Raw genomic sequence first — 22,713 nt, 5'->3', positions numbered from 1 at the left:
CGCCGACACGGACCCGGCGGGTCACCCGACGGCCAGGGCCCGGACGGCGTCCAATGTGTCCGCCTCGGCCGCGGTCTTGTCGCTGCGGTAGCGCAACACCCGGGCGAACCGGAGCGTGACACCGCCCGGGTAGCGCACCGACCGCTGCACCCCGTCGAAGGCCACCTCGACGACCTGCTCTGGTCGCAGCTCCACGACGTGGCCGTGCCGGCCGGTCTCCAGCTCCAGGAACCGCTCGGTCTGCCAGGCCAGCATCTCGTCGGTCATCCCCTTGAACGTCTTGCCGAGCATCACGAACTCTGATCCGTGGCGGGCGCCGAGGTGGATGTTGGACAGCAGCCCGGCCCGCCGTCCACTGCCCCACTCGACCGCCAGGACGACCAGGTCGAGGGTGTGCCGGGGCTTCACCTTCACCCAGGCCGCGCCGCGCCGGCCCGCCGCGTACGGGGCGGAGAGGTCCTTGATCACCACGCCCTCGTAGCCGCGGCGCAGCACCGCGCCGAAGTACTCCTGCACCGCGGCGGGATCGGTGACCACCGTCCGCGGCACGATCGCCTCCGCGGGCAACGCCGCGGTCAGCGCCGCGAACCGCTCGCCGGCGGGGGCGTCGACCAGATCCCGCCCGTCGAGGTGCAGCACGTCGAAGAAGAACGCGCTGAGCGGCAGGATCCTCGGAGCTCCGGCCGACCGTCGCACCGCGTCCTCCCCGGCCTCGGCGGTGCCGTCCACCTCTGTCGCACCGGCCTCGGCGGTGCTGTGTGTCATGGCCCGCGATCCGGTCTCCTGGAACGGCCGCGGGCGACCGTCCGGGCCGAGCAGCAGCGCCTCCCCGTCGAGCACCACCGCCCCCACCGGCAGGCCGCGGACGAGGGAGACGATCTCGGGCACCCGCTCGGTGATGTCGTCGAGCGACCGGGTGAAGACCGCGATCTCGTCGCCGGCCCGGTGCGCCTGGATCCGGATGCCGTCCAGTTTGGCGTCGACCGCCACCGGAGCACCGCCGAAGCCGTCGAGGGCGGCCGCCACGTCCGGGGCGGGCGAGGCGAGCATCGGGCGGACCGGGCGCAGCGGCTCCAGCCGGAACGCCGCGAGAGCCTCCGCCCCGCCGCTGAGCGCGGCCGCGGCCACCGGGCCGGAGAACGCGCTGAACATCGCTGCCCGGCGCACCGTTGTGACCGGCAGCCCGGCCGCCTCGGCGATCGCCTCCAGCAGCAGGGCGTCCTGGGCGCCCTGACGCAGTTCCCCGACCACCAGGCGCCGCAGATAGTCCTGTTCGGCGGCTGTTGCCCGTCCGAACAAGGAGGCGACGGCCAGCTCGCGGGCCCGCCCCGAACCGGGCCCGGACAACGCGGCCAGCGCCGCCAGCGCCTCGTCGACCTCGACCAGGGTCAGCGATGGCGTGACTGTCGGCTCGGGCAGGCCGAGCAGCGACCGCCAGCCCACCCCGGTCCGCCGCTGCCGCAGCCGCCCCGACAGGTAAGAGGCGACGATGTCCGCCTCGGTGGCATCGCCGGACTCGGCCAGCGTCGCGGCCAACAGGTGCCGCTTCTCGATCCGCGAGCGGGTCGCGGTGACCGCCGCGGAGGTCTGCACGAGCCGGGTGAGCAGCATGCCCCGATCATCCCTCCTGGCCCGGGTGGAGTCGACCTGTCACGGGTGGAGTCACCCCGGAACAATACTTGACTATTGAACTACTGGGGCCTTCGATGGATCCATGACCGACGACCCGGCACCCGCTGCCTTCGAACTGGGGCTCTTCACGTTCGGGGAACTCACCCGCGACCGCGCCACCGGGGACCTGCTGCCGGCCGCCCGCCGGCTGCGGGAGTTCGTCGACCTCGCCGTGCTGGCCGACCGGACCGGGCTGGACGTGTTCGGTGTCGGCGAGCACCACCGGCCGGACTTCGCCATCGCCTCCCCACCGGTGGTGCTGGCGGCGATCGCCCAGGCCACTGAGCGGATCCGGCTGACCAGCACCGTCACCGTGCTGTCGACGGCAGACCCAGTCAAGGTCTTCGAGGATTTCGCCACCGTCGACCTGCTGTCCGGCGGGCGCGCGGAGATCACCGCCGGGCGCGGGGCGTACGTCGAGTCGTTCCCGCTCTTCGGGTACCGGCTGGAGGACTACGACGACCTGTTCGAGGAGAAGCTCGACCTGTTGCTCGCACTCGACACATCGGCCGAGGTCAGCTGGCAGGGGCGGTTCCGGCCGACACTGGACCACATCGGGGTCTATCCCCGCCCGGCCCAGGACCGGCTGCCGGTCTGGATCGCCGTCGGCGGGACGCCGGCCAGTGTGCAGCGCGCGGGGCGCCTGGGCCTGCCGATGTACCTGGCGATCCTCGGCCAGCCGGACCGTTTCGTCCCGCTCGCGGACCTCTATCGGCGCACCGCCGCGTCGTACGGCCATGATCCGGCCGGGCTCACTCTCGGCGTCACCAGCCACGTCCACGTGGCCCGGACCTCGCAGCGGGCGCGGGACGAGTTCTACCCATACTACAGCCGCTACATCGGGGACAACATGCCCGGTGCGCACGGGGTCCCACTGGCGCGGGAGGCGTTCGAGGTGTGGGCCGGCCCCCGCGGGGCGCTGTTCGCGGGCAGCCCGCAGGAGGTGGTGGAGAAGATCCTGTGGGAGCACCAACTCCTCGGACATCGCCGGTTCCTGGCCCAGATCGGACTCGGTGGCCTGCCGTACGCCAGCACCGCCGAGGCGGTCGAACTGCTGGCCACCGAGGTGCTGCCGGTCGTCCGGCGCGAGATCGGCTGAGCTCTCTCGGCCGTTCGGCCGCTCGGCCGGGAGGGTCAGGGGGTCTCCGGTGGGGCATCGCCGTCGCCTGCGGGACCGCCCCGACCGCGGTCAGGCGTAGCCGAGCTCGTGGAGCCGAGCATCGTCGATCCCGAAGAAGTGCCCGATCTCGTGCACCACGGTGATCCGGACCTGCTCGCGCAGTTCCTCGGGGGTACGGCAGATCCGGATCAGGGGGTTGCGGAAGATCAGGATCCGATCCGGCAGTACCCCCGAGTAGTCGAGCCCTCGACGGTCCAGTGGGACACCCTGGTAGTAGCCGAGCACGTACGGCTCGTCCGCCGGTGGATCGTCCTCGATCACCAGGATGCAGTTCTCGACGAGATCGAGCAGTGCTGCCGGCACCGACTCGACAGCCGCGTCGACGTACGCCTCGAACTCCTCCGCGGAGATGTCGAGCATCATCGCCTCCTCACCCGGTCGTCGTCCCCCCAGACGGCACCGATCCGCCGATGGAACAGCCTCCGACGCCTATCCGGAAACCACCTGCCCCCACCGTACGGGACCGGTGGATGTCATTATCGTCACACCAGGGCACGGGGATGACACGCGATTGGTACGGCTTCCCGCGAGGTCGTAGCGTAGTTCCAGCACATCCTTTCGCATCGGGAGCCCCTCGCGGGCACAGCGCGGAGGGCTGCACGGTGTCGTGCACCTGACTGCCCATGTCGGCGGGCGGCCGGTGGACACCGCCCATGTTCGATAGGCATTCGTGAGGAGCAGTCGTGGCGTTCGGCAAGCACAAACCAGGCAGATGGCCCGTGGAGGCCGAGGAAGTCGACGTCGCACTCATCGGCGGTGGTGTGCTCAGCGCGACCTTCGGGCTGATGCTGCACATGCTGCAGCCGGACTGGACCATCATGGGCTTCGAACGCCTGCCGAAGGTGGCCAAGGAATCCTCCAATCCGTGGAACAACGCGGGCACCGGACACTCCGGGCTGTGCGAGCTGAACTACACCAAGGAGAAGTCCGACGGTTCGATGGACAACTCCAAGCCCATCGACATCAACGAGCAGTTCCAGGTGAGCCGCCAGTTGTGGGCGCACTTCGTCGAGGCCGGCGTGCTCGGCCACCCGGAGACCTTCATCAACGCCTGTCCGCACATGTCGATGGTGCACGGCGAGTCCGACATCGACTTCCTGCGCCGCCGCTGGGAATCGCTCAAGGAGAACCCGCTGTTCACGGGGATGGAGTTCTCCGACGACCAGGAGAAGATCAAGGAGTGGGCGCCGCTGCTGATCCAGGGGCGTGATTCCCAGGAGCGGATCGCGGTGACGTACGACGCCACCGGCACCGATGTGAACTTCGGCTCCATCACCCGCCAGATCTTCAACTACCTCGAGTACCACGGCGTGTTCGTGGAGACCTCGAAGGAGATCACCGACCTCAAGCAGAACTCCGACGGCTCGTGGACGCTGCGGGTGGCCGACCACCGCCGCCGCGACGAGGGCCGCGGGCCGGACAAGTTCGTCCGGGCGAAGTTCGTCTTCAACGGTGCCGGCGGCTGGGCGCTGAAGATGATGCAGAAGGCCGGGGTGCCCGAGGTCAACGGCTACGCCCTGTTCCCGGTCTCCGGCGCGTTCCTGTCGACCACCGATCCGCAGATCGTCGCCACCCACACCGTCAAGGTCTACGGCAAGGCGAAGGTCGGCGCCCCGCCGATGTCCAACCCGCACATGGACGCCCGGATCATCAACACCAACCGGTCGGTGCTCTTCGGGCCGTACGCCGGGGTGGATCCGCGCTTCCTGAAGTTCGGGTCCTGGCTGGACATGCCGAAGATGATCCGCACCGGCAACATCATGGCTGTGCTCAACGTGGCCAAGGACAACGTGGCGCTGATCCGGCTGCTGATCAGCATGATCTTCATGACCCCGGGCCAGAAGCTGCGGGAGTTGCGCGACTTCTCGCCGAGCGCCGACATGACCGACTGGCGGATGATCAAGGCCGGCCAGCGGGCCCAGATCATCAAGACCAACGCCGATGGGCGGGGCGGCCGGCTGGAGTTCGGCACCGAGGTGATCGCCAGCGAGGACGGCACCCTCGCCACCGTGCTGGGCGCCTCCCCGGGCGCCTCGACCGCCGTGCCGATCATGCTGGAGCTGCTCGAACGCTGCTTCCCCGACAAGGTCGAGGAGTGGACCCCGAAGATCAAGGAGGTCATCCCGACCTACGGCAAGCGGCTCTCCGACGATCCGCAGCTGGCCTACGACACGATGAAGCACACCGCGGACGTGTTGCACATCACGCCACCGGTCGAGCCCACCGCGAAGTGACAGCCGGGCGGCAAGCGACCGCCTGGCCCCGGATCACTGCCTGACTCCGGATCACTGCCTGACTCCGGATCACTGCCTGACTCCGGATCACTGCTTGGTACCCCGGATCACTCCTGGGCTCCGGATTCGTAACTGTCGGATGCTGTTGGCCGGCCCGATCATCGGGCCGGTCAACTGCGTCCCAGGGCACAACGGCATTCGGGCATCCGGGGTCCAGCATCGACGAGGTGGCGCACCGGCGGCGTCTCCTGACCGGCCCACCTGGCGCCGGGTACCTGGCCTGCCTGGCGCCGGGCATCGTTCCGGTGACGACGGCCACGGGCGGTCAGCTGCTGGCCGACCCCTGGGCCTCGTCCCAGCTGCCGGGGATCTCCTGCACCCGGGGCGGGTACAGGATAGACCGAGCCACATTGTGGAAGCCGTACTCGTCGAGCAGCGTGGCCGCCTGCTTGTCCGTCAGGTCGTACGCATGGGCCAGCATGCGGACGTGCTCGGTGTAGAAGGCGTGCAGCTTGTCGACGCCCTTCACGAACTCGATCTCGTTCGACATCCTCTGTCCTCTTCCTGGTCCACTTCCTTGGTCCACGTGACCGGCATCGGCCACGTCCCGGGTCCAATGGTGCCACCCTGCGGGTCGGTGCCGCCCTGCTGGGTCCCTCAGTCGGGCTGGTCGAAGCCGACCACCCGGATCTCGGCGGACCCCGATCTCCACCGAAGCACCAGCCGTACGCCTCGGTCGTCCGGCTCGTACGATGCGACGACGACCGGCCCGGCCACGACGGCCCGAGCAAGAGCGATCGTGTCCACGGTCAGCTGGCCGATCAGCAGCACGGTCGAGTCGGCGAACACCAGCCGCCCGACCGACGCACGGGCAGCCGGCCGGACGTCACGCAGGGGAACCGACCGGGCGATCAGCCGCTCGACCGTGGCACACAACGGCCCGGAGGGGACCGGTGCGTCCGCCTCGGCGTCGACCAGAGCGAACATCTCGTCGATCTCGCGTTCGTCGGCCTCGTCCAGCCGATCGTCCGGATCCCTCCGGGCCCCGGACCGCGACGCGACCACCGCGAGAACGATCACGATCACGGCCGCGACCAGCCACGGCCACCACCCGGGGAGGCCGGCCACCTCGGCCCCAACCATGTCCTCAGTCCCCGACCATGGTCGTCAGTAGTTGTCGGGACAGCTGACTGAACGGTGCCGCCTCGCCCTCGTCGTCGATCAGCCGCAGCAGCACCCGCAGTCGCTGCCGGACCTCCGGCCTGGCGGCATGGTCGGTGAGATGGGCGACCATCCGCTCGTCGGTGTCGAGCATCGCCGCGGCCTGACACAGATCACGGAAACTCCAGCTCATGGGGTCGGTCGACAACAACCGATCCCCGGGGTGCAGCCATCGGACGTCGCCCATGCCTGCAGGGTACCGCCCCGGTGCACACCGGTCCCGTGCAGCGACGTCCCCCTGGCCGGGTCAGCCGAGCGCTCGATCCAGGTCGGAGATCAGGTCATCGACATCCTCGATGCCCACCGACAGGCGCAACAGGTCGTCGTCCACCGCGGAGGCGGTGCCCTCCACCGAGGCGTGGGTCATCGCCGCCGGATGCTCCACCAGGGACTCCACGCCGCCCAGGGACTCGGCGAGCAGGAACACCGTGGTCGCGGCCGCCACCCGGAGCGATTCCTCCCGGCCGCCGGCGACGTTGAAGGACACCATCCCACCGAAGTCACGCATCTGTCGGGCGGCGATCGCGTGACCGGGATGTGAGTCGAAGCCGGGATAGTGCACCCGCGACACCCGTGGATGCTCGGCGAGGAAGGTGGCGACCGTCCTGGCGTTGGCGCAGTGCCGGTCCATCCGCACTGCGAGGGTCTTCATCCCCCGGATGAGCAGCCACGCGTCGAACGGCGAGGATACGTAGCCGGCAGCGTTCTGCAGGAATTTCAGCTGCTCGGCGAGTTCCTCGTCGTCGACGACGATCGCACCCCCGACCAGGTCCGAGTGACCGCCGAGGTACTTGGTGGTGGAGTGCACCACGATGTCGGCCCCCAGCGGCAGTGGGTTCTGCAGGTAGGGGGAGGCGAAGGTGTTGTCGACGCATACCCGGGCGTCGTACGCATGGGCCAGCGCAGACACCGCGGCGATGTCACAGATGTGCAGCAGTGGATTGGACGGGGTCTCGACCCAGACCAGCTGGCCGCCCGGCGCCGGATGGCGGAGCACTTCCTCGAGCGCGGCCGGCTCACACGGATCGGCGATGACCGTCTCGATCCCCCAGGAGTCCAGCACCTGGGTGAGCAGCCGGGTGGTGCCGCCGTACGCGTCCCGGCCGAGAACGACCCGGCCGCCCGGGCGCAGCGCCGTCCGCAGCACCAGGTCCGCCGCAGACATGCCCGAGCCGGTGATGTAGGCGTACGTCCCCTGTTCCAGCGCGGCGAGCTGGGTGGCGGCAGCGGTGCGGGTGGGATTGCCGGATCGTGAGTACTCGTACTCGCTGCGCATTCGCCCCACCCCGTCCTGCACGAACGTCGAGGTGAGGTAGAGCGGCGGCACGACGGCGCCGGTGACCGGATCGGGGGTCTGGCCGGCGCGGATGGCCCGAGTACTGAAGCCGTTGTCCATGGCCGCAACGGTACCCAACCCGACCCGGTGGACCACGCGTCTGGACGCCGACCGGGCCGTCACCAGCGCACTTGGAATGTGAGGGCGCCCTGACTACTCTTCCAGTGGAACGCTGCCGCCAGAGCCGACTCGCATACGTTTCCACACCCTTTCGAGCGACGGAGCAGTGATACATGTCGACTTTTGTTCACCAGGTTGAGGGCAACCGGTTCGAGGCCCGAATCGACGACCAGGTCGTCGGGACGCTCGACTACACCGTGTCCGGCAACAAGATGGTCATCGAGAGCACCGAGACCGTCCGGGACCTCAGGGGCCAGGGCATCGCCCGTCAGCTCACCCGCTTCGCCTTCGACAACGCCCGCACCCGTGGCATGGTCGTGGACCCCAAGTGTCCTTTCGCCAAGCGCTTCGTGGACCTGCACCCCGAGTACACCGACGTCCTCTGACGTCCTGAGCCCTTTCCCGGCCCTGAGCCCTTTCCCGACGGGCCGTCCGGTCACCGCCGGCCCCGTCCCTTCCCACCTCACCCCATCCTGACCCCCTCCCCCGGGTGTCCGTCCGGAACCCGGGGGCCGGCCTGCGCGCCGGCCCCGAGCGAACGGGCCCGGGAGGACCACAGGGTGTCCCGGCACGGAGGATCTCCTCCAGCACCTGCCTGTCCATCGCCTGGCGGCACGCGAGGCAGGTGCGGTGGAACTCCGTCCGGGCCACCGGCGCTCACCCCAGTGCCCCCGTCGCTCCTCTGCGGCGGGGGCACCGCTGTCGGCGGGCCCGTCAGCGACGTCGGTCCAGGTGCCGGTGGGTCAGCTGCCAGTTGCCGGCCTCCCGTTCCCGGACCAGACCCTTCGCGCCCAGTGACTCGAGCTCGGCCAGGCAGCGCGGCACCGGCAGCGCCGCCCGGACCGAGAGTTCGTCCAGACCCGTCGTTCCCCGCCCGGGCATCGCCTCGAGCACGATGAGTTCGGTCTCCCCGAGCAGGTCCACGGTCGTCGCCGGCTCCTGGTGACCGACCAGGGTGTCCTGCCCGACCGGGGACAGCAGGGCCTGGATGTCCTCGAGGCTGGAAACGAGCTCCGCCTCGTGATCGCGGATCAACCGATTGGGGGTAACGGACAGGCCGGAGGTGACCGGGCCGGGGACGGCCATCACCGGCCGGCCACAGGCCGACGCCCAGGTCACCGTGTTGCGGGCGCCCGAGCGGAAGGCCGCCTCCACGATGATCGTTCCCCGGGACAGGGCAGCGATGAGGCGATTGCGGCTCAGGAAGCGCAGCCGGGTCGGGTGTTCTCCCGGCGGCAGCTCGGACACCAGGACACCGCGCGCCGCGATCGCCTCGAACAGGGCGGCGTGACCGCTCGGATAGACCTGGTCGACCCCGCAGGCCAACACCGCGGCGGTCACCGCGTCGCCGGCGGCGTCCCGGACGGCGAGCGCACCGCGGTGCGCCGCCGCGTCGATGCCGTACGCCGCTCCGGAGATGATCGGGATCTCGGCCCTCACCAGGGCATGCGCCAGGTCCAGCGCGACGTGTTCTCCGTAGGTGGTGGCGGCGCGGGAACCGACCACCGCCACCGAGGCACGGGCGACGTCAGCCAGCCTCGCCGCCCCTCGCACCCACAGTCCGACCGGGACCCCCATCCGCTCCTGGACCGGTTCGCAGGTGGCCAGTGCCTCCAACTGCTCCGGCCACTCCGGGTCACCCGGGATCACGAACCGAGCTCCCGACCGTTCGGTCAGCCGGATCGCCGTCTCCGGGTCGAAGACCGCCGCCCGGTGCTTCCATCTGCTGTCGGATCCCAGTGACCTCAGCGCGGACCAGGCGCCTTCCACCCCGAGAGTCGCCACCGTACGCCACATCCCCGGGTCGCCCGGCTCCACGACGTGCGCCAGCGAGAATCGCGCCAGACGTTCGGCGGTCCAGCCCAGCACCGGCCCGCTCATGACACACCGCCCGGCAGCAAGTGGGTCTCACCGCGCCGCAGCGCCAGCGCTGTCCAGAGGTCCTCCTCGTCGGGGACGTCGTGTCCAGCCAGGTCGGCCATCGTCCAGGCGATCCGTAGCGTCCGCTCGACCCCCCGGTTGCTCAACCGTCCGTCCAGGATCGCGTCATCGAGGCGGTCGGTGGCCCGGGGCAGTGGCAGGTGATTGCGGAGATAAGCGCCCGACACCGCACCGTTGGTGGTCCAACCGGTTCCGGCCAGCCGCCGCTGCTGACGGTCCCGGGCCTCGGCGACCCTGGCCGCGATGGCCGCCGACGGCTCGGGCGCCGGCAGCCGGGACCCCAGGGCCAGATAGGCCGACGGTGGCGGGGACATCATCACAGTGATGTCGACACGATCACGCAACGGGCCGGAGACCCGGCCACGGTAGCGGCGGATCACGTGGGGCGAACACTCGCACAGCCGCCCCGGCACACCGGCATTTCCGCACGGGCACGGGTTCATCGCCATCACCAGCTGGAAGCGGGCCGGGTAACGCGCCTCGCCGTGGGACCTGGACAGTGACACCTCCCCCGCCTCCAGTGGAGTCCGCAGTGCATCCAACACCACCGGGGCGAACTCGGCGGCCTCGTCGAGGAACAGCACACCCGCATGCGCCCGCGACACCGCGCCCGGGCGGGCGATCTTGGAGCCGCCGCCGACCATCGCAGCCACCGAGCAGGCATGATGGGGAGCGGCGAACGGAGGCCGCCGCTGCAGCCCGGTGATGGGTTCACCGATCAGCGAGGTGACCGCGGCGACCTCCAGGGCCTCGGGCACCGACAGCAGCGGCAGGATGCCCGGGAGGCGTGACGCGATCAGCGTCTTGCCCACGCCCGGCGGCCCGCTCAGCATCAGATGGTGCCGGCCGGCCGCGGCGACCTCCGCGGCAAGGCGGGCCGGGCCCTGGCCGACGACGTCGGCGAAGTCCGGGGACACCCCGTCGGCGAGGGTCTTCCCGCCGGCGGGATCGGCGCCGTCGACGGACGACCTCGCACCGTCGAGGGCCGCGTCGGCACCCTCGACGGGCACAGTGGCGCCGTCAGCGCGCCGGCCCGACCCGGCCTCCCCACGCAGGAACGCCACCAGTTCCCGGAGGCTGGCGACGGTGTGCACCTCGACGCCCTCGACCAACGACGCCTCCGGGCCCTGTCCGGCAGGGACCACCACACACCGGTGTCCCCGAGCGTGAGCCGCCAGCACCGCGGGGAGCACACCCCGGACCCGGCGGACCCGGCCGTCCAGCCCGAGCTCGCCCAGCAGGACCGCCCGGCGGAGCCTGTCGCCGGGGACCAGACCGGCCGCAGCGAGGATCGCACCGACAATCGCCAGGTCGTGTTGGGATCCCGCCTTCGGGAGGCTGGCCGGGGTCAGGTTGATCGTCAACGAGGTGACCGGCCAGGCCAGGCCGGTGGCCGCGACCGCCGCCCGGCAGCGGTCCCTCGCCTCGTAGACCGCGGTGTCGGGAAGGCCGACGAGGGTCGTCCGGGGCAGGCCCGGGGCGATCATCGCCTCGACCTCGATCTCCTGCCCGTCCATCCCGATCAGGGCTATCGAACGGGCGGTGGCGGTGCGGGGCCGCGACGGCGCCCGCCCAGGGGGCAACCCGACCTCGGATCGCACCGCCTCGCGGACGACGGATGGCGCGAGAGCCGCCACCTCCCGGCGCGCGGTCACGCCACACCCGCCAGATGCGTGATCCGTGTCGGACGGTCCCCGGTGATCACAATGCCGATGGCGTCGAACCGCACCCGGGCGTACCGGGGCCCGTGCTGAGCCAGGAACGCCGTGGTGACGGCGCGCATCCGAGCCAGTTTCTGCGGCGTGATCGCCTCCAGCGGATCACCGAAGTCGATCCCGACCCGTGTCTTCACCTCACAGACGACGAGGACCGGGCCGTCGGCGGACTCGTCGACGGCGAACACGTCGACCTCCCCGGCCCGACACCGCCAGTTACGGGCGATGACCACCGACCCGGAGGCCTCGAGGGTCGCCACCGCCAGGTCCTCCCCCACGACCGCCAGAGCGCGACGCTCCTGCGTACGTTGCTGATCCATGTTCCACACCTCCGCCGGGAGGGTGGGGCGAAGACGGCTCTCAGCGGCCGCACCGATCACGGGTGTGGATATCGGCGGAGCCGCCGGCGGGCCCTGTGGACGAGGCCTCGCATCCTGGCGTATCCGGCGACGATTCGCCGCCGCCACGGCTCAGGGACGCGGCAGCACGGAGCTCAGGGACGCGGCACGCTCAGATCGGAGTGGTCGATCTCCTCGATCGACACGTCCCGGAAGGTCAGCACCTTGGCGCTCTTGACGAACCTGGCCGGCCGGTACATGTCCCACACCCACGCGTCGGCCATCGAGACCTCGTAGTAGACGTCACCGCCCTCGGTGCGCACCTTGAGGTCCACCGCGTTGCACAGGTAGAACCGCCTCTCGGTCTCCACGGCATAGGTGAAGATCTCGACGACTGCCTTGTACTCCTTGTACAACTGCAGCTCGAGATCGCTCTCGTACTGTTCCAGGTCCTCGGCGCTCATCGTGCAGCCAGCCTAGTCGCGCGGATCACGTTGTCATAACGCATCCGGTGCTGGGGGCAGGGCCCGAGCTCCTCGAGGGCCTCCTGGTGGGCCCGCGTCGTATACCCCTTGTGCTGGGCGAAACCGTAGCCCGGGTACTCCTCATCCATCGCCACCATGATCCGGTCCCGGGTGACCTTCGCCAGGACGGACGCCGCCGCGACGCACGCCGCGACCCGATCCCCCTTCCACAGCGCGAGCCCGGGGACGCCCAGACCGTCGACGGCGAACCCGTCGGTGAGGCAGTAGTGTGCCGGGACGTCCAACCGGAGCAGGGCGCGGCGCAGCGCCTCGAGATTCGACGGCTGGATCCCTCGCCTATCGCACTCCGCCGGCGGGATCTCCACGACGGCCCAGGCCACGGCCCGGGTACGGATCAGCTCGTAGGCGACGTCCCGCTGGTGCGGCGTCATGAGTTTGGAGTCGCGCAGTCCGGGGATCTCGGCCCCCGGCGCGTCGTCGAGCACCGCGGCCGCGGCCACCAACGGGCCGGCGCAGGCGCCCCGGCCGGCTTCGTCGGCCCCCGCCACCGGGCCCAGTCCGCCCGCGACCAGAGCCCGTTCGTACGCGTACAGGTCCGGGCCGTCGCGGTCCGTGGTGGCGGCCATCAGCAGGTGACGCCGGCCGGTTCGATCGAGGCCTGGTCCGGGGCGGGTGTCGTCGCCGCGGGGATCTGGGCCAGATCGGTCGCCTTCGGCAGGATGGTGGTGCGGTTGAACGGCGCGAAGATGGCCCACCCCACCCCTGCCACGTCGCTGAGCGGCACGAAGGCGTCGGCCCCGGTCGGCTCACCGGGCACCACATCCGCCAGGTGACAGCGCGAATCGGCGCTGGCGTTGCGGTGGTCACCCATCACGAAGATCCGCCCAGCGGGGACCACGACGCGGAATTGGATGTCGGACGGCATCACCTGCTCCCCGGTCTCGGAGCGGTAGAGGTAGGCCTTCTCGTCCACCGAGCGGCCGTTGACGGTGAGGTTGCCCACCGCGTCGCAACAGGCCACGGTGTCGCCGGGCAGCCCGATGACGCGCTTGATCAGGTAGTTCTGGGAGGTGTCGGGGAGCACCCCGATGAACTCCAACGCGTGGCCGACCGGCCCGCGTTTGACCAGCGGTTCGGGCCCCAGCCATCCAGCGGAGTCGCGGAAGACGACGACGTCGCCCCGGTGGACCGGCACGATCTTCTGGGCGATAACCCGGTCACCGATGTCGAGGGTGTGCTCCATCGATCCCGACGGGATGAGGAACATCTGCCCGACGAAGTGCTGCAGGACCGAGGACACCACCACCGCGCCCACCAGGATGATCAAAGCTTCCTTGACGGCTCGCCAGATCCGCTCACCGGTCGTGGGGGCGAATTCCCGGGTGTTGTCCACGGTCGTCTGTTCCTTTCCCGGGCGCCGACGAGAGGTCATCGCGATCGTACGCCCGGGAAACGACAACAGCGAAGAGGCGCGTCAGTGAGCGCGCTTCTCCTTGATCTTGGCGGCCTTGCCGCGACGGTCGCGCAGGTAGTAGAGCTTGGCCCGGCGCACGTCACCGCGGCGGTCGACCTCAATCTTGTCGATGATCGGGCTGTGCACGGGGAACGTACGCTCCACGCCCACACCGAAGCTCACCTTGCGGACGGTGAACGTCTCCCGCAGCCCGCCGCCGGCGCGGGCGATCACGACGCCGGCGAAGACCTGGACACGGGAGCGGTTGCCCTCGACGACCTTGACGTGCACCTTGACGGTGTCGCCGGGACGGAAGTCCGGGACGTCGTCGCGGAGGGATGCGGCGTCCACCGCAGCGATCAGCTTGCTCATGATGTTGTCCTCGCCGGTGCCACAGGCCACCTCGCAGTCGGGATGGAGACGCCCCCACGTCACGAACGATCCCCCTGTGGCAGGAGTCATGAGCGTACGGGCAACAGCTGAGTATTCTGCCACAGATCGGCGAGGCCGCTCAAATCCCTTCGGCCCCCGGCGGCCCGCCGTGGTCACCACGGCCCGCCCACGGCCGCCATGCCCCGTCCAGGGCCGCCACCGCCACCGCCACGGCGCCACGGCGCCACGGCCAATGCTCAGCTCAGGCCAGTCGGCGTACCGGCGGCAGCTCGGTGACCCGGTTGGCGAGGACCGGCAGGGCGGTGCGGGCGCGGAGCGCCTCGTCGGGGTCGAGGTCCAGGACGAGCAGGTCGGGTGCCGGGCCGAGCTCGGCCACCACCGTCCCGGTGGGATCGATCACCATCGAGTGTCCGACCCCGCGTGGGGCTCCGCCGCCGGTTCCCGGAGTGGCTCCTGCCGGCACTGCCTGCCCGCAGGCCAGCACCCAGCTGGTGGTGTCCGCCGCCCGGGCGCGGCAGGTGAGCTGCCACTGTTCCAGCTTGCCGGGGCCGTCCTGCCAGGAGGCGGGGACCACGTGGACGGTCGCTCCGGCCGCGGCGAGCGCGGTGAACAGGGCGGGGAAGCGGACGTCGTAGCAGATCGACAGGCCGATGAGGGCGCCCCCGCCGTCCCGGGCCGGCACGCTGACCAGGCACGGATCGGTCCCGGGGGCGACGGTGCGGGACTCACGGAACCCGAGGGCGTCGAACAGGTGCAGCTTGTCGTACCCGTCATGGATGCCGCGCCCGGTGACCAGCAGGGTGTTGCGGATCCGTGCGGGAGGCGCGGCTGCAGCCGGCCGGTCCGGCGCCTCGGGGCCGGGATCCCCCGGGGTGAACATGCCGGCCATCACCACCAGGTCGGACCGGTCCGCGTGCTCGGCCACCGCCCGCGCCCACGGGCCGTCGAGCGGCTCGGCGACGCCGCGCAGGGACTGCCCGAAGGCTTTCATCGTCGCTTCGGGGAACACCACGAGGTCGGCCCCGGCGGCGGCCGCCCGGGAGGTCCACTCGCCGACCAGCGCAAGATTGGCCCGGGGATCCGGGCCGGAGGACACCTGGGCGAGGGCGATACGCATGTGCCCACGGTAGACCGACGGGCCCCCGCCCCGCAGCCGCGGAACGAGGGCCCGTCCGGTGTGACCGGGTCGGCAGTGACCGAGTCAGGGATGACCGGGGTCGGCGATGACCGGTCAGCCCAGGTGCTTGCCGTCCACCGTCGACAGCGCGCCCCACAGGTCGCGGTTGAGACGGGAGATGAACTGCAGCGGGATGCCCTTCGGGCAGACGGCACTGCACTCACCGATGTTGGTGCAGTTGCCGAAGCCCTCGGCGTCGTGCTGGGCGACCATCCCGAGCGCACGCGCGCGGCGCTCCGGCTGGCCCTGCGGGAGGGAGCCCAGGTGGGTGATCTTGGCCGCGGTGAAGAGCATCGCCGAGCCGTTGGGGCAGGCGGCGACGCACGCACCGCAGCCGATGCAGGTGGCCGCATCGAAGGCGCGATCGGCGTCGGCCTTGGGCACCGGGGTGGAGTGGGCCTCCGGGGCGGTGCCGGTCGGCGCGGAGATGAAGCCGCCGGCCTGGATGATCCGGTCGAACGCGGTGCGGTCGACGACCAGGTCCTTGATCACCGGGAAGGCGTTGGCCCGCCACGGCTCGACGTCGATGACGTCGCCGTCCTTGAACTCCCGCATGTGGAGCTGGCAGGTCGTGGTCTGGTAAGTGGTCTGGCCACGGCCGTGCGGGATGCCGTTGATCACGACGCCGCACATGCCGCAGATGCCCTCACGACAGTCGGAGTCGAAGGCCACCGGCTCCTCGCCGTTCTCGGTGAGCTGCTCGTTGAGAACGTCGAGCATCTCGAGGAAGGACATGTGCTCGTCGATGTCCTGCAGCTTGTAGTCGACCATCTTGCCCTTGGAACGGGCGTCCTTCTGGCGCCATACGCGCAACGTGACGTTCACTTGTAGCTCCGTGTCTTCAGCTCGATGTTGTTGTAGACCAGCGGCTCACGGTGCAGGACCGGCTTGCCGTCCCGGCCGGCGGCCTCCCACGCGGAGACGTACAGGAACTGGTCGTCGTGGCGCAGCGCCTCGCCGTCCTCCGTGCGGGACTCCGCCCGGAAGTGGCCGCCACACGACTCCCGACGCTGCAGAGCGTCGATACACATCAGCTCACCGAGTTCGATGAAGTCGATCACGCGCAGAGCCCGCTCGAGCGCCTGGTTGAGACCGGTGCCCTCACCAGTGACCTTCACGTTCTGCCAGAAGTCCGCCTTCAGGTCGCGGATCAGGCCGATCGCCGTGATCAGGCCCTGCTCGGTGCGCTCCATGCCGCAGTATTCCCACATGATCCGGCCGAGCTCCTTGTGGATGCTGTCGACCGTGCGGGACCCCTGGATGGAGAGCAGCTTCTCGGTGCGCTCCTTGACCGTCGCGATGGCCTCCTGGGCCGCCGGGTGCGAGTCGTCGATCGCCTCGTACGGCGCCCCGGCGAGGTAGTTCGGGATGGTGGCCGGCAGCACGAAGTAGCCGTCCGCCAGACCCTGCATCAGCGCGGAGGCGCCGAGCCGGTTGGCGCCCTGGTCGGAGAAGTTCGCCTCGCCGGCGCAGAACAGACCCGGGATCGAGGTCTCGAGGTCGTAGTCCACCCACAGGCCGCCCATGGTGTAGTGGACGGCCGGGTAGATCCGCATCGGGGTCTCGTACGGGTTCTCGCCGGTGATCTGCGCGTACATGTCGAAGAGGTTGCCGTACTTGGCCTCGACAGCCTTGCGACCCATCCGCTGGATGGCCTCGCTGAAGTCGAGGTAGACACCGCGGCGGCGGGTGACCTTCTCGCCCGTCTGCTGGTCGACCTCCTCGATGGCGGGGCCGACACCGCGGCCCTCGTCACAGCGGTACTTGGCCTGACGGGACGCGATGTCACGCGGCACCAGGTTGCCGAACGAGGGGTAGATCCGCTCCAGGTAGTAGTCGCGGTCCTCCTCGGGGATCTGGCGCGGGTCCTTGTCGCAGTCCTCGGCCTTCTTGGGCACCCAGATCCGGCCGTCGTTACGCAGCGACTCCGACATCAGCGTCAGCTTCGACTGGTAGTCCCCGTGCTGGGGGATGCAGGTCGGGTGGATCTGCGTGTAGCAGGGGTTGCCGAAGTACGCGCCGCGCTTGTGTGCACGCCACGCCGCGGTCACGTTGGAGCCCATGGCGTTGGTCGACAGGAAGAAGACGTTGCCGTAGCCGCCGGTGGCCAGGATCACCACGTCGGCGTAGTACGTCTCGATCTCGCCGGTGATCATGTTGCGCACCACGATGCCGCGGGCGCGGCCGTCGGCGATGATGACGTCCTGCATCTCGTGCCGCGCGTACATCGTCACGCTACCGGCGGCGACCTGGCGCTCGAGCGCCTGGTAGGCGCCGATCAGCAGCTGCTGGCCGGTCTGGCCGCGGGCGTAGAACGTACGGGAGACCTGCACACCGCCGAAGGAGCGGTTGTCGAGCAGGCCGCCGTACTCACGGGCGAACGGGACGCCCTGCGCGACGCACTGGTCGATGATGTTGGCCGACACCTCGGCGAGGCGGTAGGAGTTCGTCTCACGGGCGCGGTAGTCGCCGCCCTTGACGGTGTCATAGAAGAGCCGATAGGTGGAGTCGCCGTCGTTGCGGTAGTTCTTCGCAGCGTTGATGCCACCCTGCGCGGCGATGGAGTGCGCCCGGCGCGGGCTGTCCTGGTAGCAGAAGTTCAGGACGTTGTAGCCCATCTCGCCCAGCGAGGCGGCGGCGGCGCCGCCGGCCAGCCCGGTGCCCACGATGATGATGTGCATCTTGCGCCGGTTGGACGGGTTGACCAGCTTGGCATTGAACTTCCGCTGGTCCCACATCTTGTCGATGGGGCTGTCCAGCGGCGCCTTGGTGTCGTGGATGTCGTTGCCCTCGAGCCAGAGGGACTCAGGAGTAGTGGTAGTCATGTCGTCCTCCTCAGACCGTCAGGTGCGGCTGCATGATCAGGATCCAGGTGACCGGGGCGAGGAAGCCCACCCACAGCACACCGGCGACGATCCAGGCGAGGGCGTTGAGGTTGCGGCGCGCGGACGGGCCGACGTGCAGACCGATGGTGGTGAAGGCGCTCCAGATGCCGTGGCGCAGGTGCAGGAGCACCGCGGTCAGGGCGATGAGATACGCCAGCCAGACCCACCACTGCTCGAAGGCAGTGACGACCCGCAGGTAAGCGGAGCGTTGCAGCTCCGGGTCGGTCTGCAACGCAGTCGCAGTGAACTGCAACAGGTGGGCCACCACGAACACGAAGATGATCACACCGCCCCAGCGCATGGTCCGGGAGGCGTAGGTGCGCTGCAGGCCGCTGCGGTTCTTGCCCGATTCATAGCGCTTGCCGGTGCCGACGGCCGCCCAGGACCGCCGGGTCACCACGATCGCGGAGATGATGTGCAGCGCGACACCGGCCAGCATCACGACCCGGACGATCCACAGGAAGCCGCGGTGGGCCAGGATCGGCTCGAGCATGGTGCGCAGGTGCTCTGCGTACGTGTCATAGGCTTGCTGGCCCGCGAAGAGCTTCAGGTTGCCGTACATGTGAAAGAGCAGGAAGCCCACCATGAGGAGGCCCGTGATTGCCATCACTGCCTTCCACACCACAGTGGAGCGCGCTGCTCGCTGCTTGGTTGTGAGAGTTGCTGTCGCCACGGCCAATACCATAGAGCACCCCACTGACCGGGGTGCGAGGCAGGGGCAAAACGTGACGGAGTTGGGCACTTACCCGCCACAACGTTCCATCGGGCAGTCCGCCGACGCCCGCGGCCGGGATCAGGCCGGCGAGGCAGCCTGGGGTGTCGCTGGTGGCTCAGTCTCGGGACCGGATCGTACGTCGGCCTGGGGTGCGGACCGTACGTCGGTCTCGGGAGCGGGCAGCAGATCGGGGCGGCGGCGCCGGGTCCGTTCCCGGGACTGTTCCCGCCGCCAGTCGTCCACCCGACCGTGGTCGCCGGACAGCAGCACCGGTGGCACGTCCAGCCCGCGCCAGCTGGCCGGCTTGGTGTAGACCGGGTACTCCAGCAGGCCGCCCTGCCCCTCGGCGTACGACTCCTCCACCAGGCTGTCAGGATTGCCGATCACCCCGGGGATCAACCGCACCACGGCCTCGATCATCGCCAGCACGGCGACCTCACCACCGTTGAGCACGTAGTCGCCGAGGCTGACCTCCCGTACCGGCATCACGGTGCGGGCGTAGTCCGTCACCCGGGCGTCGATGCCCTCGTAGCGCCCGCAGGCGAAGAGCAGGTGCGGCGCGCGGGACCACTCCTGCGCCAGTGCCTGGGTGAAGGGCAGGCCGGACGGGGTGGGGACCACCAGCAGTGGCGGGGACTGCGGATCCACCAGCGCATCGAAGGCCTCGCCCCAGGGCTCCGGCTTCATCACCATCCCCGCTCCCCCGCCGTACGGGGTGTCGTCGACGGTGCGGTGGCGGTCGTGGGTCCAGTCGCGCAGGTCGTGGACCGCCACCGCCAGTAGTCCGGAGGCCGCCGCCTTGCCGACCAGGGACAACTGTAGCGGGGTGAAGTAGTCCGGGAAGATCGAGACGATGTCGATCCGCTGGCTGGGTTCGTGCTGCACCGGAGGCTCATGCACGGGTCGGATCCTCCTCCCCGGTGTCCGGTGCGGGCCCGTCGGAGCCGGCCGTCCCCTCGGTGTCGAGATCCACCAGCAGTCCGGGGACGTCGGCCAGGGTCAGCGTCCCGGCGGCGAGATCGACCTGTGGGACCAGGGCGGTGACGAACGGGACCAGCCGAGTGCCCTCGGCGGTGGAGATCTCCAGCAGGTCCTGCGCCGGCAGGTGGACCACGAAATCGACCGTGCCGGCGTCCTGGCCGTCGGCGGTCAGCACCCGCAGGCCGATCAGCTGACGGTCGTAGTAGGTGTCCTCCTCCTCGGGCCGTTCGGCGGGGTCGACCTCGGCGGTCAGCATCCAGCCACGAGCCGCCTCGGCGGCGGTCCGATCGGAGAACTCCTCGAACCGCACCAACAGCCGACCCTGGTGCCAGTGGTGGGTGGCGACGATCACCGGACGTCCGGTGCCCTCGACGACCAGCCGTGCGCCCGGCGCGAACCGGCGTTCCGGCTCGTCGGTCCGCAGTTCCACGGTCACCTCGCCGCGGATGCCGTGGGGCTTGCCGATCCGGCCGACCACCACGCTGGTGCGCTCACTCATGGGTTCCTCTCCGACCTGTGGAAGGGTCGTGCCCCGCAGCCGGACGGACTGCGGGGCACGGAGATCGTCCCGGGGACGTGACCGCGGTCAACGAGCGGCGCGGCCGTTCCCGCGGGGGCGGTCGATGTCGGCGAAATCGACGCGGATGGACTCGCGGCCGGCGAGGGCGCCGATCACGGTCCGCAACGCGGTGGCGGTCCGACCTCGACGTCCGATCACCTTGCCGATGTCATCGGGGTGCACGTGCACCTCGAGCAGGCGTCCACGGCGAAGGTTCTTGTCCTTGACGTGGACGTCGTCGGGATGCGGCACGATCCCCCGGACCAGGTGCTCCAGGGCCTCGGCGAGCACGATCAGGCCTCGGCCTCGTCGGCGGCTTCGTCCGCGGCGGACTCCTCGGCCGGAGCCTCCTTGGCCTCGGTCTTCTTCGCCGCGAAGGCCTCCACCAGCGGCTCACCCTTGGCGTCGGCGAGCTGGGCGTTGAAGATCGCCGTCTTGTCCGGACGCTCCGGCTGCGGGTCCACGCCGGAGGGGACGGTGGTGTCCCCGGTGAACTGCTGCCAGTCGCCGGTGCGCTTCAGCAGGGCCACGACGGCCTCGGTCGGCTGGGCACCCACACCGAGCCAGTACTGGGCGCGCGCGGAGTCGATCTCGATGACCGAGGGGTCGTTCTTCGGGTGGTACTGCCCAATCTCCTCGATGGCGCGACCATCGCGCTTGGAACGCGCGTCCATGACGACGACGCGGTAGTGCGGGGTGCGGATCTTGCCGAGCCGCTTCAGTCGAATCTTGACAGCCACGTGTGTGGATACTCCTGTACGAATGTCCCGGAACGCCCCGGGGATGTCGGATGGGACGAGGATCGGCGTGGGGACACCGGCTCCGCGGCCCGGGTGGATCGGTGCGCCACGGCATGAGAGGGACCCGAGCACACAGATGCAACCGTCATTGTGCCACGGATCGCCGATGTCGGTGAAATCGGGATCTGCGACGGTGCGCAGGCGTCAGCCGGCCGACCGGGTCAGGCGTCCTGGTCTCCCGGGTACGCGCGGCCCCGCAGCACGACCAGCCGCGGATGGCGGACCGCGTCGGGATCACGGCGCGGATCCGTGTCGTACGCCACCACGTCGGCCGAGGCGCCCGGCTCGACCCCGGGAACCTCCAGCCAGGCCCGGCCCCGCCAGGACGCCGCGCCGAGCGCCCACTCCGGGCCGCCGACCTTGGCCAGCAGTTGGATCTCCTGGCCGATCAGGCCGTGCGGCAGGCTACCGCCGGCGTCGGTGCCGGCATAGATCGGCACCCCGGCCTCCTTCGCCCTGCCGATCGTCTCGAAGCGTCGGGCGTGCAGGTCCCGCATGTGGGCGGCGTACGTCGGGAACTTCGCCTCTCCCGCGGCGGCGATCGCCGGGAAGGTCTCCAGGTTGACCATGGTGGGCACCAGCGCCACCTGGCTCTCCGCCATCAGCTCGACGATCTCGTCGGTGATGCCGGTGCCGTGCTCGATGCCGTCGATGCCGCTCTCGACCAAGTCGATCACCGACTGCTCGGCGAAGCAGTGCGCGGTGACCCGGGCGCCCAGCTGGTGCGCCCGGGCGATCGCCTCCGCGGCCACCTGCTGCGGCCACAGCGGGGCCAGGTCGCCCGTCGTCCGGTCGATCCAGTCCCCGACCAGCTTCACCCAGCCGTCGCCGGCGGCCACCTGGCGCTCGACGGCCGCCACCAGATCCTCGGGGTCGATCTCCTCGGCGAAGTTGCGGATGTAGCGCCTGGGCCGGGCGATGTGTCGGCCGGCACGGATGATCCGCGGGAGGTCCTCCCGGTCGTCGATCCAGTGGGTGTCGGCCGGTGAGCCGGCGTCGCGGATCAGCAGGGTCCCGGCGTCCCGGTCGGTCAGCGCCTGGCGTCGGGAGGTCTCGTGGTCGACCGCACCATGGGCATCCAGCCCGACATGGCAGTGGGCGTCCACCAGACCGGGCAGGATCCACCCGCCCCGGGCAACGGTCTCCGCCTCCGGGAGAGGCCCCTCGACGAAACGTCCCCCGCTGATCCACAGGTCGACCGGCTCGTCGCCGGGCAGCAGCACCCCCTGCAGATGCAGGTCCGGGGCGGGCCCGGAGAGATCACCGGCGGGCACCCGACCGTGCAGGTGGCTGTGGATGTGCGGGATCCCGCCGTCGTGGGAATGGACGTGCGGCCGGGGTCCGTGCGGGTGGGCCTGGGGCGGCTGGGGCGCGGCGGCAGCGGGGTCGGTCATGGCACCTCCTGGGTCGACCCCCAGTCTGGCGGACCGGCCGGTCGCTGTCAGCCGCTCGGCCGGGCGGTGTCGATCAGGCGGTGAGTCCGGTCGGCGTGTCGGGTCGGGGCCGGCC

The 22,713-nt window shown here is 70.2% G+C and carries 25 protein-coding genes; 3 read left to right on the top strand and 22 right to left on the bottom strand.

Features of this window, described 5'->3' with window-relative positions; genetic code table 11:
* Positions 1-21: 21 nt before the first annotated feature.
* A complete protein-coding gene (locus tag R0145_RS06745) occupies positions 22-1,611 on the bottom strand; it encodes an ATP-dependent DNA ligase (RefSeq protein ID WP_317839594.1) in 1,590 nt (529 codons plus the stop codon).
* Between the two features lie 103 nt (positions 1,612-1,714).
* On the opposite strand from R0145_RS06745, the gene R0145_RS06740 reads away from it, so the two are divergent.
* Positions 1,715-2,770 carry an LLM class flavin-dependent oxidoreductase gene (locus R0145_RS06740; RefSeq protein ID WP_317839593.1) on the top strand — a complete coding sequence of 352 codons (1,056 nt, stop codon included), beginning with the start codon at positions 1,715-1,717 and terminating at the stop codon, positions 2,768-2,770.
* Between the two features lie 90 nt (positions 2,771-2,860).
* Here R0145_RS06740 and R0145_RS06735 read toward each other — a convergent pair whose 3' ends face one another.
* Positions 2,861-3,211, bottom strand: a complete 351-nt coding sequence (locus R0145_RS06735; RefSeq protein WP_317839592.1) for a metallopeptidase family protein — start codon at positions 3,209-3,211, stop codon at positions 2,861-2,863.
* A gap of 359 nt (positions 3,212-3,570) precedes the next feature.
* On the opposite strand from R0145_RS06735, the gene mqo reads away from it, so the two are divergent.
* Positions 3,571-5,085, top strand: coding sequence for a malate dehydrogenase (quinone) (mqo, locus tag R0145_RS06730; RefSeq protein ID WP_317839591.1), 1,515 nt, complete (start codon positions 3,571-3,573; stop codon positions 5,083-5,085).
* Between the two features lie 325 nt (positions 5,086-5,410).
* Here mqo and R0145_RS06725 read toward each other — a convergent pair whose 3' ends face one another.
* From R0145_RS06725 to R0145_RS06710, 4 genes are all read right to left on the bottom strand, one after another.
* The gene (locus R0145_RS06725; RefSeq protein WP_317839590.1) at positions 5,411-5,635 is read right to left on the bottom strand and encodes a hypothetical protein; all 225 of its coding nucleotides are present in this window, start codon (positions 5,633-5,635) and stop codon (positions 5,411-5,413) included.
* Between the two features lie 107 nt (positions 5,636-5,742).
* Positions 5,743-6,228, bottom strand: a complete 486-nt coding sequence (locus tag R0145_RS06720) for a hypothetical protein (RefSeq protein ID WP_317839589.1) — start codon at positions 6,226-6,228, stop codon at positions 5,743-5,745.
* A gap of 4 nt (positions 6,229-6,232) precedes the next feature.
* Positions 6,233-6,493, bottom strand: coding sequence for a hypothetical protein (locus R0145_RS06715; protein ID WP_317839588.1), 261 nt, complete (start codon positions 6,491-6,493; stop codon positions 6,233-6,235).
* Between the two features lie 60 nt (positions 6,494-6,553).
* On the bottom strand, positions 6,554-7,702 hold the full coding sequence (locus R0145_RS06710; RefSeq protein WP_317839587.1) for a cystathionine gamma-synthase: 1,149 nt from the start codon (positions 7,700-7,702) through the stop codon (positions 6,554-6,556).
* A gap of 173 nt (positions 7,703-7,875) precedes the next feature.
* Between R0145_RS06710 and R0145_RS06705 the strand changes: the two genes are divergently transcribed.
* Entirely contained in the window at positions 7,876-8,148 is a 273-nt protein-coding gene (locus tag R0145_RS06705) for a GNAT family N-acetyltransferase (protein ID WP_317839586.1), read from the top strand.
* 328 nt (positions 8,149-8,476) lie between these two features.
* On the opposite strand, the gene dprA is transcribed toward R0145_RS06705, so the two are convergent.
* The 16 genes from dprA to R0145_RS06625 all read right to left on the bottom strand — a co-directional run bounded on the left by dprA (position 8,477) and on the right by R0145_RS06625 (position 22,598).
* Positions 8,477-9,643 carry a DNA-processing protein DprA gene (gene dprA / locus R0145_RS06700; protein WP_317839585.1) on the bottom strand — a complete coding sequence of 389 codons (1,167 nt, stop codon included), beginning with the start codon at positions 9,641-9,643 and terminating at the stop codon, positions 8,477-8,479.
* Positions 9,640-11,226 (bottom strand): YifB family Mg chelatase-like AAA ATPase, encoded by a 1,587-nt coding sequence (locus tag R0145_RS06695; RefSeq protein ID WP_317840169.1) that lies wholly within the window; start codon positions 11,224-11,226, stop codon positions 9,640-9,642. The genes dprA and R0145_RS06695 overlap by 4 nt, the downstream gene beginning before the upstream one ends.
* A gap of 128 nt (positions 11,227-11,354) precedes the next feature.
* The gene (locus R0145_RS06690) at positions 11,355-11,738 is read right to left on the bottom strand and encodes a YraN family protein (protein ID WP_317839584.1); all 384 of its coding nucleotides are present in this window, start codon (positions 11,736-11,738) and stop codon (positions 11,355-11,357) included.
* A 173-nt stretch (positions 11,739-11,911) separates the two neighbouring features.
* Positions 11,912-12,220 carry a DUF2469 domain-containing protein gene (locus R0145_RS06685; RefSeq protein ID WP_317690562.1) on the bottom strand — a complete coding sequence of 103 codons (309 nt, stop codon included), beginning with the start codon at positions 12,218-12,220 and terminating at the stop codon, positions 11,912-11,914.
* Positions 12,217-12,867: a ribonuclease HII gene (locus R0145_RS06680; protein ID WP_317839583.1), complete on the bottom strand. Its 651-nt coding sequence runs from the start codon at positions 12,865-12,867 to the stop codon at positions 12,217-12,219. The genes R0145_RS06685 and R0145_RS06680 overlap by 4 nt, the downstream gene beginning before the upstream one ends.
* Entirely contained in the window at positions 12,867-13,673 is an 807-nt protein-coding gene (gene lepB / locus R0145_RS06675; protein WP_317839582.1) for a signal peptidase I, read from the bottom strand. Before lepB ends, R0145_RS06680 begins: the two co-directional genes overlap by 1 nt.
* 42 nt (positions 13,674-13,715) lie before the next feature.
* Positions 13,716-14,066 carry a 50S ribosomal protein L19 gene (gene rplS / locus R0145_RS06670; RefSeq protein ID WP_317839581.1) on the bottom strand — a complete coding sequence of 117 codons (351 nt, stop codon included), beginning with the start codon at positions 14,064-14,066 and terminating at the stop codon, positions 13,716-13,718.
* A gap of 262 nt (positions 14,067-14,328) precedes the next feature.
* Complete coding sequence (locus R0145_RS06665; RefSeq protein WP_317839580.1) at positions 14,329-15,204, bottom strand: nitrilase-related carbon-nitrogen hydrolase; 876 nt, start codon at positions 15,202-15,204, stop codon at positions 14,329-14,331.
* Between the two features lie 114 nt (positions 15,205-15,318).
* On the bottom strand, positions 15,319-16,089 hold the full coding sequence (locus R0145_RS06660) for a succinate dehydrogenase/fumarate reductase iron-sulfur subunit (protein WP_317839579.1): 771 nt from the start codon (positions 16,087-16,089) through the stop codon (positions 15,319-15,321).
* A complete protein-coding gene (locus R0145_RS06655; RefSeq protein WP_317839578.1) occupies positions 16,086-18,089 on the bottom strand; it encodes a fumarate reductase/succinate dehydrogenase flavoprotein subunit in 2,004 nt (667 codons plus the stop codon). The genes R0145_RS06660 and R0145_RS06655 overlap by 4 nt, the downstream gene beginning before the upstream one ends.
* 10 nt (positions 18,090-18,099) lie before the next feature.
* The gene (locus R0145_RS06650; protein WP_317839577.1) at positions 18,100-18,834 is read right to left on the bottom strand and encodes a succinate dehydrogenase cytochrome b subunit; all 735 of its coding nucleotides are present in this window, start codon (positions 18,832-18,834) and stop codon (positions 18,100-18,102) included.
* A 108-nt stretch (positions 18,835-18,942) separates the two neighbouring features.
* The gene (gene trmD / locus R0145_RS06645; protein WP_317839576.1) at positions 18,943-19,764 is read right to left on the bottom strand and encodes a tRNA (guanosine(37)-N1)-methyltransferase TrmD; all 822 of its coding nucleotides are present in this window, start codon (positions 19,762-19,764) and stop codon (positions 18,943-18,945) included.
* Positions 19,757-20,344, bottom strand: a complete 588-nt coding sequence (gene rimM / locus R0145_RS06640; protein ID WP_317839575.1) for a ribosome maturation factor RimM — start codon at positions 20,342-20,344, stop codon at positions 19,757-19,759. Before rimM ends, trmD begins: the two co-directional genes overlap by 8 nt.
* 87 nt (positions 20,345-20,431) lie before the next feature.
* Positions 20,432-20,695: an RNA-binding protein gene (locus R0145_RS06635; RefSeq protein ID WP_317839574.1), complete on the bottom strand. Its 264-nt coding sequence runs from the start codon at positions 20,693-20,695 to the stop codon at positions 20,432-20,434.
* Positions 20,696-20,697: 2 nt separating this feature from the next.
* Positions 20,698-21,144 (bottom strand): 30S ribosomal protein S16, encoded by a 447-nt coding sequence (rpsP, locus tag R0145_RS06630; RefSeq protein WP_317839573.1) that lies wholly within the window; start codon positions 21,142-21,144, stop codon positions 20,698-20,700.
* A gap of 221 nt (positions 21,145-21,365) precedes the next feature.
* Positions 21,366-22,598 (bottom strand): amidohydrolase family protein, encoded by a 1,233-nt coding sequence (locus R0145_RS06625; RefSeq protein ID WP_317839572.1) that lies wholly within the window; start codon positions 22,596-22,598, stop codon positions 21,366-21,368.
* Positions 22,599-22,713 lie beyond the last annotated feature (115 nt).

This window comes from Raineyella sp. W15-4, from assembly GCF_033170155.1.
GTDB lineage: Bacteria > Actinomycetota > Actinomycetes > Propionibacteriales > Propionibacteriaceae > Raineyella.
The sequence above is the reverse complement of the archived record's forward strand: the minus strand, read 5'-3'. Positions and strand labels throughout refer to the sequence as shown.